The organism is Acidovorax delafieldii (assembly GCF_007993815.1).
Taxonomy (GTDB): Bacteria; Pseudomonadota; Gammaproteobacteria; order Burkholderiales; family Burkholderiaceae_C; genus Acidovorax; species Acidovorax delafieldii.
In genome coordinates this window covers 104,745-117,197 of sequence record NZ_VJWE01000001.1, presented here as the reverse complement: position 1 = coordinate 117,197, position 12,453 = coordinate 104,745, and the positions used below count along the sequence as shown (strand labels likewise).

Here is a 12,453-nt window from a genome sequence, read left to right as displayed (position 1 = left end):
AAGGCGTGGCTGGTCACTTAAAAATTCCTCTTCATCATGCGCCGCAACATTCCATCGACCCAGGCCCTGGCCTGTTTTGAAGTGGCCGCCCGCCACGAGAGCTACACCCGCGCCGCGCAGGAGCTGTCGCTCACCCAAAGCGCCGTCTCGCGCCAGATCCAGGCGCTGGAAGAATTTTTGGGCGTGGCACTGTTTCGCCGCACGCGCCACGGCGTGGTGCTGACGCCTGCTGGCGCGCACTATGGCCGCCAGGTGGCGCGCTGGCTGCAGGGGCTGGAGCGCGATACGCTGGACGTGATGGCCCACCAGGGCGAGGGCGGCACCCTTACGCTGGCGGCGGTGCCCACCTTTGCCACGCGCTGGCTCATCCCCCGCCTGCCGCACCTGGCGCAGGCGCATCCCGATATCGTGGTGCACATCGACACACAGACGCGGCCCTTCTTGTTTGCCGACACCACCTTCGATGCCGCCTTGTATGCCGGCACGCCCGAGCAGGTGGCCAACTGGCCCGGCGTACAGGCGCAACTGCTGATGCACGAAGACGTGGTGCCCGTGTGCAGCCCGCGCCTGCTCGAATCCGCCGCGCCCCGGGGCCGGGGCCGCGCCCACCAGCCCGTGGCCGCCGAGGCGCTGGCCGAGCTGCCGCTGCTGCAGCAAAGCACACGCCCCTACGGCTGGCGCCAGTGGTTCGATGCGATGGGGGTGGAGGCACCGCACGCGCTGGATGGCCCGCGGTACGAGCTGTTCTCCATGCTGGCCGTGGCCGCCACGCATGGCATGGGCGTGGCGCTGATCCCGCCGCTGCTCATCGAGGCCGAAATCGCCAGCGGCGAGCTGGTGGTGGCCTGCAACCGCCCGCTGCGCGGCGAGCGGGCGTACTACCTCATCAGCCCCGCACAGGCCCAGCCCCCGGTGCTGGCCACGTTTGCGCGCTGGCTCCAGAACATGGCAGAGGTGGGTAGCCCGCCGGTTGCGGGATGACGCGCTTGCGCCCACGGGGGCTGTGAACTAATCTGGCCGCGCGGAAGTCTGTCTTTCATTCAGCAACCTTGTTGGAGAGCGACCACCATGACCACTTACCACGCTCCGCATTTCGACCCCACTGTGGACGAGATCGAGACCCTCAAGCAACTGGAGATGGGCGAAGTCATCACGCTGCCCCATGCGCTCAAGGACCATGTGTCGGGGCGACTGCTCGAATGGGGCTTCATCACCAAGGGGACGGGGGGTGAACTGGCCATCACTGCCAGTGGCCGCCAGTTGATCCGGCGACAGGACAACTGACCCCGCGCGTCAGCCGGCCCCTTGTGCGCATCCGTCGCAGGGTGTGGCGTGGGACCTCCGTGCGGGTGGGTGCCTTTGGCTAAATCCTGGTGCGCGGGCTGGGGTATCCGGGCCCTGTGGCCGCCGTGCGCAGCCTTGGGCCTATCCTGTGCCATTCCCCTTGTTTGGAGCCGCCGTGCCCGCTTTGTCCCGTTTGCGCACCACCCTGTGCATCGCCGCGCTGGCCGTTGCCTGTGTGCTGCTGGCGGGTTGCAGCACAGTGCGGCTGGCGTACAACCAGGTGCCCCACCTGGCGTACTGGCAGCTGAACCGTTACCTTGACCTGTCGGACGCGCAGACGGAGCGTGTGCGGGGCGACCTGGGCGACCTGCACCGCTGGCACCGCGACACCATGCTGCCCCAGCATGCCGAGCTGTTGCAAAAGGTGCAGCAGCAGTTGCCCGCGACCATCACCCCCGAGCAGGCCTGCCGCATCTATGACGAGGCTCGTACACAGCTGGACAAGGTGCTGGCCCATGCCGAGCCCAAGGTGGTGTGGCTGGCCTCGCAGCTGTCCGAGGCGCAGATCCGCAATCTGGAGCGCAAGCAGGCCGACAGCAACGCTGACTGGAAATCCGAATGGCTGGACCCATCGCCCGACAAGATGCGCGAGCGCCGCTTCAAGGACCTCTCGTCGCAGCTCGAAACCTTTTATGGCGCGCTGGACGAACCCCAGAAGGCCGTGCTGCGCGCCTTTATCGCCCAGTCGGCTTTTGACCCGCAGCGCACCTATGCCGAGCGTGTGCGCCGGCAAAAAGACTTGGTGCAGGTGCTGCGCAGCATCCAGGCCGACCGTGGCAACACCGCCCAGGCACGCACGCTGATGCTCGGCTTCCTGGACCGCGTGGTGACGTCACCGGACGTCGCCTACCAGCGCTACGCACAAGCGCTGGTGGCCGAGGGCTGCGAGGGGTTTGCGCGCCTGCACAACGCCATGACGCCTGCGCACCGGCTGCGTGCGGCGCAATCGCTCAAGGGTTATGAGCAGGACTTCCTGTTGCTGGCTGCGCGCTGATGTGCAGCGCGAGGGTGGGGCGAAGCGCGGAGGCTGCTGCCGCGACGCGAAGGTCAGCAGAACATCATCGCCAGCAGGGCCGCATCCTCGGCCATGTTCTGCAGGGCGTAACCCGCCAGCCGGTAGGCCAGCACGGTGGCGTGCGCGATCAGATCCTGGGCGGTCATGGCGGTGGCTGGGTGTGGAGGTGTGCAGAAATCACATGCCGCCGCCACAGCGGCTGGCCCAGCAAAAAGGCCGATAGCTCGTGGAAGCTACCGGCCTTGTTGACTGTGGTGCCCGGGGCCGGAATCGAACCGGCACGCCTTGCGGCGGGGGATTTTGAGTCCCCTGCGTCTACCAATTTCACCACCCGGGCGGAATATGTGAAGCCCTGAATTATGGCACAGTAGGGCGTATGAAATATCCGACGATTGAAGACGCGGTAGGCAACACGCCGCTGGTGGCGCTGCAGCGCATTGGGGCCCAGGATAACGCCGCGCGGGGCAATGTGGTGCTCGGCAAGCTGGAAGGCAACAACCCGGCGGGGTCCGTCAAGGACCGGCCTGCACTGTCGATGATCCGCCGCGCCGAAGAGCGTGGCGACATCCGCCCTGGCGACACGCTGATCGAGGCCACGTCGGGCAATACCGGCATCGCTTTGGCGATGGCCGCGGCCATCAAGGGCTACCGCATGGTGCTGGTGATGCCTGAGGATTTGTCCATCGAGCGTGCACAGACCATGAAGGCCTTTGGCGCAGAACTGGTGCTCACGCCCAAGAGCGGCGGCATGGAGCACGCCCGCGACCTGGCCGAGGCCATGCAAAAGCGTGGTGAGGGCAAGGTGCTGGACCAGTTTGGCAACCCCGACAACCCCCGCATTCACTACGAAACCACAGGCCCCGAGATCTGGGAGCAGACCGGCGGGCGCATCACCCACTTTGTGAGCGCCATGGGCACCACGGGCACCATCACGGGCGTGTCGCGGTTCCTCAAGGAGAAGAACCCTGCCATCCAGATCATCGGTGCACAGCCCGAAGAAGGCTCGCGCATCCCGGGCATCCGCAAGTGGCCGCAGGAGTACCTGCCCAAGATTTATGACGCCAGCACGGTCGATGAGCTGGTGTATGTGAGCCAGGACAGCGCCGAAGACATGTGCCGCCGCCTCGCGCGCGAAGAGGGCATTTTTGCCGGCATCTCGGCTGCAGGCGCGTGCTGGGTGGCGCAGCAGATCGCTGCGCGCGACAGCAATGCCACCATCGTCTTCATCGTGTGCGATCGGGGCGACCGGTATTTGTCGACCGGGGTGTTTCCTGCGTGACCTGTGAAACGGCCTGCGCAGTGGGCTCCAGGGGCATTGCCGGGTGCCTCTTCGCAGGTTTTTGAATCAGAATGGCTGCTTGTGCTAGTTGAACATGCCTCAGCAGCTACATAAAAGATAGCATATGCCCTACGAAGTCCGTTTTTGCCCCCACTGTGCCACCGAGTTGCAGCCCATCACGCTGGCCGAAGACGGCGGCGACAAGGAGCGGCTGCGCTGCCCCGCCTGCGGCTGGACGCACTGGAACAACCCCACGCCCGTGCTGGCTGCCATTGTGGAGATCGACGGCAAGGTGCTGCTGGCGCGCAATGCGGCATGGCCGGGCAAGATGTTTGCGCTGATCACCGGCTTCATGGAGGCGGGCGAGTCGCCCCAGGAGGGCATTGCGCGCGAGGTCAAGGAAGAGACCAACCTCGATGTGCAGTCCACCACCCTGGTGGGGGCCTACGAGTTTTTGCGCATGAACCAGGTCATCATTGCCTACCACGTGGTGGCCACCGGGCAGGTGCAACTCTCGCCGGAGCTGGTGGACTACCGGTTGTACGATCTGCCAGACCTCAAATGCTGGCCTGCGGGCACGGGCTACGCGCTGGCCGACTGGCTGCGCACCCGGGGCCACGAGCCCGTGTTTTTCACGGCCGAAGAAAATGCAGAACGCCGCCGTGGGCTGGACGAACAAGCCCCGGCCGCGACGCCGCCAAAGGATTGATGACCATGGACATTCACAAAGAAATCGACACCCGGGGCCTGAACTGCCCCTTGCCCATCCTCAAGGCCAAGAAGGCGCTGTCGGACATGGCCAGCGGCCAGCTGCTCAAGGTGGTGGCGACAGACAACGGATCGCTGCGCGACTTTCAGGCGTTTGCCAAGCAGACCGGCAACGAGCTGGTGGAGCAACAGACCGTGGGCGAGGAGTTCATCCACATCCTGCGCCGCCGTTGAACGTAAAAATAGCTGCCAGCGCTTATCCAATAAGCACGGGCAGCTATCGATTTTGAAGTGTCAGAGGGCTTGGCCGGCCGCGTTTACAGCGCCAGGTTCTTCAGGTAGTCCCGGAAGTGCGCCCCCACCTGCGGGTGCTTCAGGGCCAGTTCCACCGTCGCTTCCAGAAACCCTTCCTTGCTGCCGCAGTCGTAGCGTTTGCCTTCGTACTGGAAGGCGTAGACGGCTTCATTGTTCATCAGGCGCGCAATGCCGTCGGTGAGCTGGATCTCGCCGCCCACGCCGCGCGGCTGGTTGCGGATCTCGTCAAACACGCCGGGCGTGAGGATGTAGCGGCCTGCCACGCCCATGCGCGAGGGGGCATCGGCCGCCTTGGGCTTTTCGACAATGCGCTGGATGCGGATCAACGGGCCACCGGCAGGCTCGCCCGCCACGATGCCGTATTTGTGCACCTGGTCCTCGGGCACCTCTTGCACTGCGATCACCGAGCGGCCTTGCTGGCGGAACGCGGTCGCCATCTGCGCCAGCACGGGCTGACCGCCCTGAGGGCCCACCATCAAATCGTCGGCCAGCAGCACGGCAAAGGGCTCCTTGCCCACCAGGGGCTCCGCGCACAACACTGCGTGGCCCAGGCCCAGGGAGCGGGGCTGGCGCACAAAGGCGCAGTCCATGTCGCTGGGCTGGATGGAGCGCACCAGCTCCAGCAGTTCCTTCTTGCCGGCCGCTTCCAGCTCGGCCTCCAGCTCGTAGGCGGTGTCGAAGTGGTCTTCAATGGCGCGCTTGCTGCGGCCAGTCACAAAAATCATGTGGCGGATGCCGGCGGCGTAGGCCTCTTCCACTGCGTACTGGATCAGCGGCTTGTCCACCACGGGCAGCATCTCCTTGGGGCTGGCCTTGGTGGCGGGCAGAAAACGCGTGCCCAGTCCGGCAACGGGGAAAACGGCTTTGCGAACGGTCGTGGCAACAGTCATGGGGCTCCTCTGGACGGATGGGTGGCGGTGTGCCCGGGCTGCACTGCAGCCCGCAACCCACACCGGCAAAACATGAAAACGGGGCGGGCAGCCCTTACGGGACGGGCTGCCATGGCGCAGTATGGCCCGGGTTTTAGCCCAGCCGTGTCAGCTGATCGCGCAATCTGCCCAGCGTGGCGCCGAAGTCGGCAATGCGCTTTTTCTCCTGCTCGATCACCGCCGCGGGGGCCTTGGCCACAAAGGCTTCGTTGGACAGCTTGTTGTTGGCCTTGGTGATCTCGCCGTCGATGCGCGCGATTTCCTTGGACAGGCGCGCCTTCTCAGCCGCCACGTCGATCTCCATGTACAGGCACATGCGGGCGTCACCCACCACGGCCACGGGCGCGGCCTGTGCGGCGGCGGCCCAGGCGGACTCGTCGTCAAACACCTTCACCTCGCTGAGCTTGGCCAGCGCCTGCAGCACCGGGCCCACGCCACGCATGAACTCGGTGTCGCCCACCACGTACAGGGGCAGGCGGGTGGAGGGAGACACGTTCATCTCGCCCCGCAGCGCGCGGCATGCGTCCACGAGGCCCTTCACGCGGCCCATGTGGGCAATCGCGGCCTCGTCGATCTTCTCGGGCTGGGCCTGGGGGTAGCGCGCAATGCTGACCGATTCGCCCGGGATGCCGGCCACAGGTGCCACCACCTGCCACAGGGCCTCGGTGATGAACGGGATGATGGGGTGGGCCAGGCGCAGGATGGCTTCCAGCGTGCGGATCAGCGTGCGGCGCGTGGCGCGTTGCTGCGCTTCGGTGCCGTTCTGGATCTGCACCTTGGCGATCTCCAGGTACCAGTCGCAGTACTCGTTCCAGACAAAGTCGTAGATCGTGTTGGCCACGTTGTCCAGGCGGTACTCTTCAAAGCCTTTGGCGACTTCGGCCTCGGTCTTTTGCAGCAGCGAGCTGATCCAGCGGTCGGCCTGGCTGAACTGCATGTAGCCGTGGGCCGGGCCGCCGGGCTGGCACTCTTCCTTGGTGTGCTCCTTCAGGCCACAGTCCTGGCCCTCGCAGTTCATCAGCACGAAGCGGCTGGCGTTCCAGAGCTTGTTGCAGAAGTTGCGGTAGCCCTCGCAGCGCTTGCTGTCGAAGTTGATGCTGCGGCCCAGCGATGCCAATGCGGCAAACGTGAAGCGCAGCGCATCGGCGCCGTAGGCGGGAATGCCCTCGGGGAATTCCTTTTGCGTGTTCTTGCGCACCGTGGGCGCGGTCTCGGGCTTGCGCAGGCCGGTGGTGCGCTTGTCCAGCAGGGGCTCCAGCGCGATGCCGTCGATCAGGTCCACCGGGTCGAGCACGTTGCCTTCGGACTTGCTCATCTTCTTGCCCTGCGCGTCGCGCACCAGGCCGTGGATGTACACATGCTTGAACGGCACGCGGCCCGTGAAGTGCGTGGTCATCATGATCATCCGGGCGACCCAGAAGAAGATGATGTCGTAGCCCGTGACCAGCACGGTGCTGGGCAGGTACAGGTTGAAGTCGTCGGTCTCGGCGGTGCCTTGGTTCGGCCAGCCCATGGTGCTGAAGGGCACGAGCGCGGACGAGTACCAGGTGTCCAGCACGTCCTCGTCACGGCGCAGCTGCTTGCCCGGGGCCTTGGCCTGCGCCTCGGCTTCGGTGCGGGCGACGATCACGTTGCCGTCTTCGTCGTACCAGGCCGGGATCTGGTGGCCCCACCACAGCTGGCGGCTGATGCACCAGTCCTGGATGTTGTTCATCCACTGGTTGTAGGTGTTCACCCAGTTCTCGGGCACGAACTTCACATCGCCGCTGGCCACGGCGTCGATGGCCTTTTGCGCAATGCTCTTGCCGGTGGGGTCCTGGTCGGACACCTTGCTCATGGCCACGAACCACTGGTCGGTCAGCATGGGCTCGATCACCTGGCCGGTGCGGGTGCAGATCGGCACCATGAGCTTGTGCTTCTTGACCTCGACCAGCGCGCCGATGGCTTCCAGGTCGGCCACCACGGCCTTGCGGGCCACGAAGCGGTCCATGCCCTGGTACTTGGCGGGCGCGTTCTCGTTGATGGTGGCTTGCAACGTCAGCACCACGATCATGGGCAGCTTGTGGCGCTGGCCCACGGCGTAGTCGTTCTGGTCGTGCGCAGGCGTCACCTTCACCACGCCCGTGCCGAATTCCTTGTCCACGTACTCGTCGGCGATCACCGGGATCTGGCGGTCGCACAGTGGCAGGTTGACCATCTTGCCGATGAGGTGCGTGTAGCGCGCGTCCTCGGGGTGCACCATCAGCGCCACGTCGCCCAGCATGGTCTCGGGGCGGGTGGTGGCCACCGTCAGGCTGCCCGATCCATCGGCCAGCGGGTAGGCGATGTGCCACAGCGAGCCGTCTTTTTCTTCGCTCTCGACTTCCAGGTCGGATACGGCGGACTGCAGCTTGGGGTCCCAGTTCACCAGGCGCTTGCCGCGGTAGATCAGGCCCTGTTCGTACAGCTTCACGAAGGTGTCGGTGACGACTGCGCTCAGCTTGTCGTCCATGGTGAAGTATTCGCGGCTCCAGTCCACGCTGTCGCCCATGCGGCGCATCTGCGTGGTGATGGTGTTACCGGACTTTTCCTTCCACTCCCACACCTTGCTCACGAAGTTCTTGCGCGCCTCGGGCGGGGTGGGGCCCATGTCGTAGCGGCTGATGCCCTGCTCCTGCAGCTGGCGCTCCACCACGATCTGCGTGGCGATGCCTGCGTGGTCGGTGCCCGGCACCCATACGGTGTTGAAGCCCTTCATGCGGTGGTAGCGCGTGAGGCTGTCCATGATCGTCTGGTTGAACGCATGGCCCATGTGCAGCGTGCCAGTCACGTTGGGCGGGGGCAACTGGATGGAAAAGGCGGGCTCGCCCGCCTGGGGCTGGCCCGTGCCACGGTGGCCTGCGGTGCCATACCCGCGCTTTTCCCATTCGGGGCCCCAGTGGGCTTCCAGTGCAGCAGGTTCAAACGACTTGGACAGGCTTTCGAGGCCGGGTTGTGGTTGGGGCGTGCTCATGGGGTGTCGCAGTGGGGGCAGTGGGGCGGAGCGGCCGCAGGGAGCGCTCCGACGAACAAGAGGGTTAACCGCACATTTTAAGGGACCGCCACCCCGGCGCTGGCCCCGCAGGGCCTTCGCCCGTTCGGGGGCTGCTCACCGTCTGTCGGCCGATTCTTTCCAATGGTTACCTTGTGCCTGGGGGCGCGGGTGAATGCGTCCTGATAATCCCGGCCGGCGGAGTGGGAAGGGCGCGGCAACGTGAACCAGGCTCCGCTTACGGATCACGATCTACAACAAGGACTGGTGCAGTGGCTTGCGGGGGATGTTCAACCCTCCGGCGCCATAGAGCCGGGCCGTCACAACCATCCGAACCTATGACGTTTCAATCTGCCTGGCGCCTGGGCCTGGTCAAGGTCTTTGCCTATGCGCTGCTTGCGCTGTTTCTGGTGCCTGCGGTGACCTATGTGTTCACCCGCTATGCCCAGACCGACCAGGACGCCCGTTTTGTGGCCGGCATCAGCCAGCGTATCGATGCCGAAAAGGGCCTGCCCGCCGACGAGAAACAGGCGCGCAAGGACTACTACCGCAGCAACCCGCCGTCCACCATCTGCAGCAATGCAGACCCCGAGGCCCGCGAGTACCGCGATGCGCTGTGCGACGCCTTCTCCGATGTCTGGCAGTTCCACATGGCGCGCAAGCTGTCGCTGTGGACGCTGGTGGCCAGCGCGGCGCTGCTGCTGGCGGTACTGGGGCTGGGGGCGCTGGCGTTTGCCGACCGCACGCTGCAGTACGTGAGCTTTGTGGCGGGCTGGCGGCTGACGTCCTGGGCCAGTGCCACGGCGCTGGTGGTGCAAGGGACGATGGCGGTGTGGCTGTCCTTCTGGGTGACGGCGTTTTTCTTCCACAAGTACTCGCCCAAGCTGGTGCTGTTTGTGGGGCTTGCCGTGGCGGCGGGGGTGCTGGTGGCGGTGGCGGGCATCTTCAAGCGGGTGCAGTCCAGCAACCAGGTGGTGGGCGAGCTGGTGGCCGAGGCCGATGCGCCGCTGCTGTGGCAGCGCATCCGCCACCTGGCGCAGCGCCTGAAGACAGAGCCGCCCCGGCACATCGTGGCTGGCATTGATGCCAACTTCTTCGTGACCGAGGCCCCGATCACCGTGGGTCAGCAGACCCTCACGGGCCGCACGCTGTTTGTGAGCCTGCCGCTGCTGCGCATTCTGGACCAGACTGAGGCCGACGCCGTGCTGGGCCATGAACTAGCCCACCTGCGCGGGGGCGACACGCGGCGCAGCGCACAGCTGGGGCCCAAGCTGGTGCAGTTTGACCACTACCGCCATGCCATCCGCACGGGCGGGCTGTCGGCCATGGCGTCGCCGCTGCTGGACCTGTACCGCACCATTTTCGAAATCGCCCTGGCCAGCGACAGCCGCGAGCGTGAGTTCAAGGCCGACCGCCTGGCGGCCAAGCTGGTGAGCCCGGCGGCGATTGCACAGTCGCTGGTCAAGATTGCCGCCTACGCCCAATACCGCTACCGCATCGAGGACGAACTGTTTGGCCGCAACGAGCGGCACGACAACAGCACGCTGGGCATTGCCAGTTTTGTGGCCCAGGGGCTGGCGCCCTACGCGGCATCGCCCGACTTTGTGGATGCGATGAAGACGGCCAATGTGCCGCACCCCTTCGACTCACATCCCGCCATGCCCGAGCGCCTGCGCAACGTGGGTATGGCCCTGAAAGAGCGCGACTACGGCGCCATCGCCGTGCGCGTGCCCGCCACCACCTGGGTGCAGGAGATCCTGACCGCCGACGCCATCGAGCAGCGGCTGTGGAGCGCCTACGAGCAGCAGTTTGCGCAAGACCACGAGCGCAGCCTGGCCTACCGCTACGAGCCCGCCAACGACGAGGAGCGGGCCCTGGTGCTGCAGTACTTCCCGCCCGTGGTGTTTGCCCTCAAGGGCGATGCGACGGTGGAGGTGAGTATCGACGGTATCCGCACCTCGGCCGATGAGACCACGGTGTTCTGGGATGCCATCAAGGGGCTGGAATTCAAGGAAAGCAGCTTTGGCAACGCGCTGATCGTGACCCACCCCGAGAAGAACGCCCTGGGCCTGGGCGCCAAGACCAGCAAGATCAAGCTGCCCGGCCTCAAGAAGGACAAGGACCAGTTCAACGCCGTGGTCAGCCACTACTGGCAGCGCCACCAGATCATGCGGGCGCAGCAACAGGCAGCGGGATAGTTGCTATCTTTTGTATAGCTGTTGGGGCAATGTGATGTGGCGCTTCAGCGCTGTAGGGCCAAAAATCCCATCGCAAAGCGGTGGGAGGGCCGTTGGACGGGGCTGCGCACCACAGCCAGTGCAGCCGACCCCGTGGACCGTGGAGGCCTGGGGTCAGGTCGGCTTACTTGCGCACAAACTCCGGCCGGTCGTTTTGCTGGGGCTTGAGCGGCGCATCCACCTTGCCTTCGGCGCGTTCCTTGCGCCATTGCTCCTTGCGCGCCGTCCACTCGCGCAGGCGGGCGTGGGCCACGGTGCTGTCTTTTTCCATCTGCTCGTCGTTGGCCAGCTGGGCCGACAGCTCCAGGCGAATGCCGTTGGGATCGAAGAAATAGATGCTCTTGAAGATGTGGTGGTCCGTCACGCCCAGCACTTCCACACCATGCGCCTCCAGGCGCTGCTTGGTGTTCTCCAGCTCCTGCACGGTGTTCACGCGGAACGCGATGTGGTTGACCCACAGGGGCGTGTTGGGCGAGGGCTCGGCCTTCACGTCGTCGCCCAGGTCGAAAAAGGCGATGAACGAGCCGTCCTGCAGGCGGAAGAAGAAGTGGGTGTAGGGGCAGTACTCGCCGGTGCTGGGCACATAGTCGCTCTGGATGATGTGGTACAGCGGCAAGCCCAGGATGTCTTCATAGAACTGGCGCGTTTCCTCGGCGTCGCGGGCCTTGTAGGCGTAGTGGTGCAACTGCTGGATGGCGGCGGGTGCCGGCAGGTTGGCCAGGTCGGTCGGGTTCAGAACGGCGTTCATGCAGAGTCTCCTCAAATCGGTGAACGCAATTCTACTATTCGTAATTGATTTACGTTAAGTTAATTTTTATACCCAGAGGGCTGGCAGATGAGGACGGGCTGGCCCCAAAAAAAAGCCACCCGGCGCAAGGCGCACGGGTGGCTGGTCGCAAGCAGCCGGAGGCGGGGCGGAGCAAGTCAGCCCGCTGCACCCCAGGTCCGCTCGGCCTGGTTTACTGCTTCACGGCTTCAATCTGCACCACCAGGCGCACGTTCTTGGGGAAGCCCCATTCCACGCCGTAGTTCATGCCCCACTGGGTGCGGTCGATGGTGGCTTCAAAGTCGCCGCCGCACACTTCGCGCTTGAGCATGGGGCTGTCGTAGCAGTTGAACTGGTTGGCCTTGAGGGTCAAGGGGGCGGTCTTGCCCAGCAGTGTGAGCTGGCCTTCGACGCTGGCGACCTTGTCGCCGTTGAAGACGAACTTGCTGGAGACAAACTTCATCGTGGGGTGCTTGGCAGCGTCGAACAGGTCGGCGCTTTGCAGGTGCTTGTCAAACGCGGGGGTGCCCGTGTTCACCGAGGTCACGTCGAACGTGATCTCGGCCTTGCCCGACTTGCCAGCCTTGTCGAGCTGGACGGTGCCTTCCTTCTTGTCGAAGCGGCCGCGGTTCACGGCGGCGCCAAAGTGGCTGATCTCGAACGAGGCAAAGGTGTGCGTCGGGTCGATGGCATAGTTGGCCGATTGGGCTTGGGCAGCACCGGCGAACAGGGTGGCGGCGACAGCCAGGGCGAAGAGGGACTTGCGCATGGAAACTCCTGATGGGTCAAAAAGGAAAGGACAAAGGGAAAGGGGAGGTCGCTAGCAGCGGCGGCCAAATGCAGAGGGGCG

11 protein-coding genes and 1 tRNA gene are annotated in these 12,453 nt (G+C 65.1%); 7 read left to right on the top strand and 5 right to left on the bottom strand.

Annotation, left to right across the window (positions count from 1 at the left end):
- Nucleotides 1-36: 36 nt before the first annotated feature.
- The 3 genes from ATF69_RS00540 to ATF69_RS00530 all read left to right on the top strand — a co-directional run bounded on the left by ATF69_RS00540 (nt 37) and on the right by ATF69_RS00530 (nt 2,338).
- On the top strand, nt 37-981 hold the full coding sequence (locus tag ATF69_RS00540; RefSeq protein ID WP_146869556.1) for a LysR family transcriptional regulator: 945 nt from the start codon (nt 37-39) through the stop codon (nt 979-981).
- Between the two features lie 87 nt (nt 982-1,068).
- Nucleotides 1,069-1,284, top strand: coding sequence for a hypothetical protein (locus ATF69_RS00535; protein ID WP_015015343.1), 216 nt, complete (start codon nt 1,069-1,071; stop codon nt 1,282-1,284).
- A gap of 175 nt (nt 1,285-1,459) precedes the next feature.
- Nucleotides 1,460-2,338 (top strand): DUF6279 family lipoprotein, encoded by an 879-nt coding sequence (locus ATF69_RS00530; RefSeq protein ID WP_146869555.1) that lies wholly within the window; start codon nt 1,460-1,462, stop codon nt 2,336-2,338.
- Between the two features lie 273 nt (nt 2,339-2,611).
- Here the strand turns inward: ATF69_RS00530 and ATF69_RS00525 are convergent.
- A tRNA-Leu gene (locus tag ATF69_RS00525) sits at nt 2,612-2,696 on the bottom strand.
- 39 nt (nt 2,697-2,735) lie between these two features.
- On the opposite strand from ATF69_RS00525, the gene cysM reads away from it, so the two are divergent.
- The 3 genes from cysM (at nt 2,736) to ATF69_RS00510 (ending at nt 4,580) form a co-directional block, all read left to right on the top strand.
- The gene (gene cysM / locus ATF69_RS00520; RefSeq protein WP_015015341.1) at nt 2,736-3,638 is read left to right on the top strand and encodes a cysteine synthase CysM; all 903 of its coding nucleotides are present in this window, start codon (nt 2,736-2,738) and stop codon (nt 3,636-3,638) included.
- 124 nt (nt 3,639-3,762) lie between these two features.
- Entirely contained in the window at nt 3,763-4,347 is a 585-nt protein-coding gene (locus tag ATF69_RS00515) for an NUDIX domain-containing protein (RefSeq protein ID WP_056748250.1), read from the top strand.
- Nucleotides 4,348-4,352: 5 nt separating this feature from the next.
- A complete protein-coding gene (locus ATF69_RS00510) occupies nt 4,353-4,580 on the top strand; it encodes a sulfurtransferase TusA family protein (RefSeq protein ID WP_056067086.1) in 228 nt (75 codons plus the stop codon).
- Between the two features lie 83 nt (nt 4,581-4,663).
- Here ATF69_RS00510 and galU read toward each other — a convergent pair whose 3' ends face one another.
- Entirely contained in the window at nt 4,664-5,551 is an 888-nt protein-coding gene (gene galU, locus ATF69_RS00505) for a UTP--glucose-1-phosphate uridylyltransferase GalU (RefSeq protein ID WP_146869554.1), read from the bottom strand.
- 133 nt (nt 5,552-5,684) lie between these two features.
- Nucleotides 5,685-8,582: a valine--tRNA ligase gene (locus tag ATF69_RS00500; protein ID WP_146869553.1), complete on the bottom strand. Its 2,898-nt coding sequence runs from the start codon at nt 8,580-8,582 to the stop codon at nt 5,685-5,687.
- Nucleotides 8,583-8,938: 356 nt separating this feature from the next.
- Between ATF69_RS00500 and ATF69_RS00495 the strand changes: the two genes are divergently transcribed.
- The gene (locus ATF69_RS00495) at nt 8,939-10,798 is read left to right on the top strand and encodes a M48 family metallopeptidase (RefSeq protein ID WP_146869552.1); all 1,860 of its coding nucleotides are present in this window, start codon (nt 8,939-8,941) and stop codon (nt 10,796-10,798) included.
- Nucleotides 10,799-10,961: 163 nt separating this feature from the next.
- Here the strand turns inward: ATF69_RS00495 and ATF69_RS00490 are convergent, their stop codons facing one another.
- Together ATF69_RS00490 and ATF69_RS00485 are read right to left on the bottom strand one after the other, a co-directional pair.
- A complete protein-coding gene (locus ATF69_RS00490; protein WP_099730933.1) occupies nt 10,962-11,585 on the bottom strand; it encodes a VOC family protein in 624 nt (207 codons plus the stop codon).
- Between the two features lie 211 nt (nt 11,586-11,796).
- Nucleotides 11,797-12,372, bottom strand: coding sequence for a YceI family protein (locus ATF69_RS00485; protein WP_146869551.1), 576 nt, complete (start codon nt 12,370-12,372; stop codon nt 11,797-11,799).
- Nucleotides 12,373-12,453 lie beyond the last annotated feature (81 nt).

Excerpts from the sequence above, each read along its gene's own strand:
- ATF69_RS00540 (WP_146869556.1), top strand. The coding sequence starts at position 37 with ATGCGCCGCAACATTCCATCGACCCAGGCCCTGGCCTGTTTTGAAGTG.
- ATF69_RS00535 (WP_015015343.1), top strand. The coding sequence starts at position 1,069 with ATGACCACTTACCACGCTCCGCATTTCGACCCCACTGTGGACGAGATC.
- cysM (WP_015015341.1), top strand. The coding sequence starts at position 2,736 with ATGAAATATCCGACGATTGAAGACGCGGTAGGCAACACGCCGCTGGTG.
- ATF69_RS00515 (WP_056748250.1), top strand. The coding sequence starts at position 3,763 with ATGCCCTACGAAGTCCGTTTTTGCCCCCACTGTGCCACCGAGTTGCAG.
- ATF69_RS00510 (WP_056067086.1), top strand. The coding sequence starts at position 4,353 with ATGGACATTCACAAAGAAATCGACACCCGGGGCCTGAACTGCCCCTTG.
- galU (WP_146869554.1), bottom strand. The coding sequence starts at position 5,551 with ATGACTGTTGCCACGACCGTTCGCAAAGCCGTTTTCCCCGTTGCCGGA.
- ATF69_RS00500 (WP_146869553.1), bottom strand. The coding sequence starts at position 8,582 with ATGAGCACGCCCCAACCACAACCCGGCCTCGAAAGCCTGTCCAAGTCG.
- ATF69_RS00495 (WP_146869552.1), top strand. The coding sequence starts at position 8,939 with ATGACGTTTCAATCTGCCTGGCGCCTGGGCCTGGTCAAGGTCTTTGCC.
- ATF69_RS00490 (WP_099730933.1), bottom strand. The coding sequence starts at position 11,585 with ATGAACGCCGTTCTGAACCCGACCGACCTGGCCAACCTGCCGGCACCC.
- ATF69_RS00485 (WP_146869551.1), bottom strand. The coding sequence starts at position 12,372 with ATGCGCAAGTCCCTCTTCGCCCTGGCTGTCGCCGCCACCCTGTTCGCC.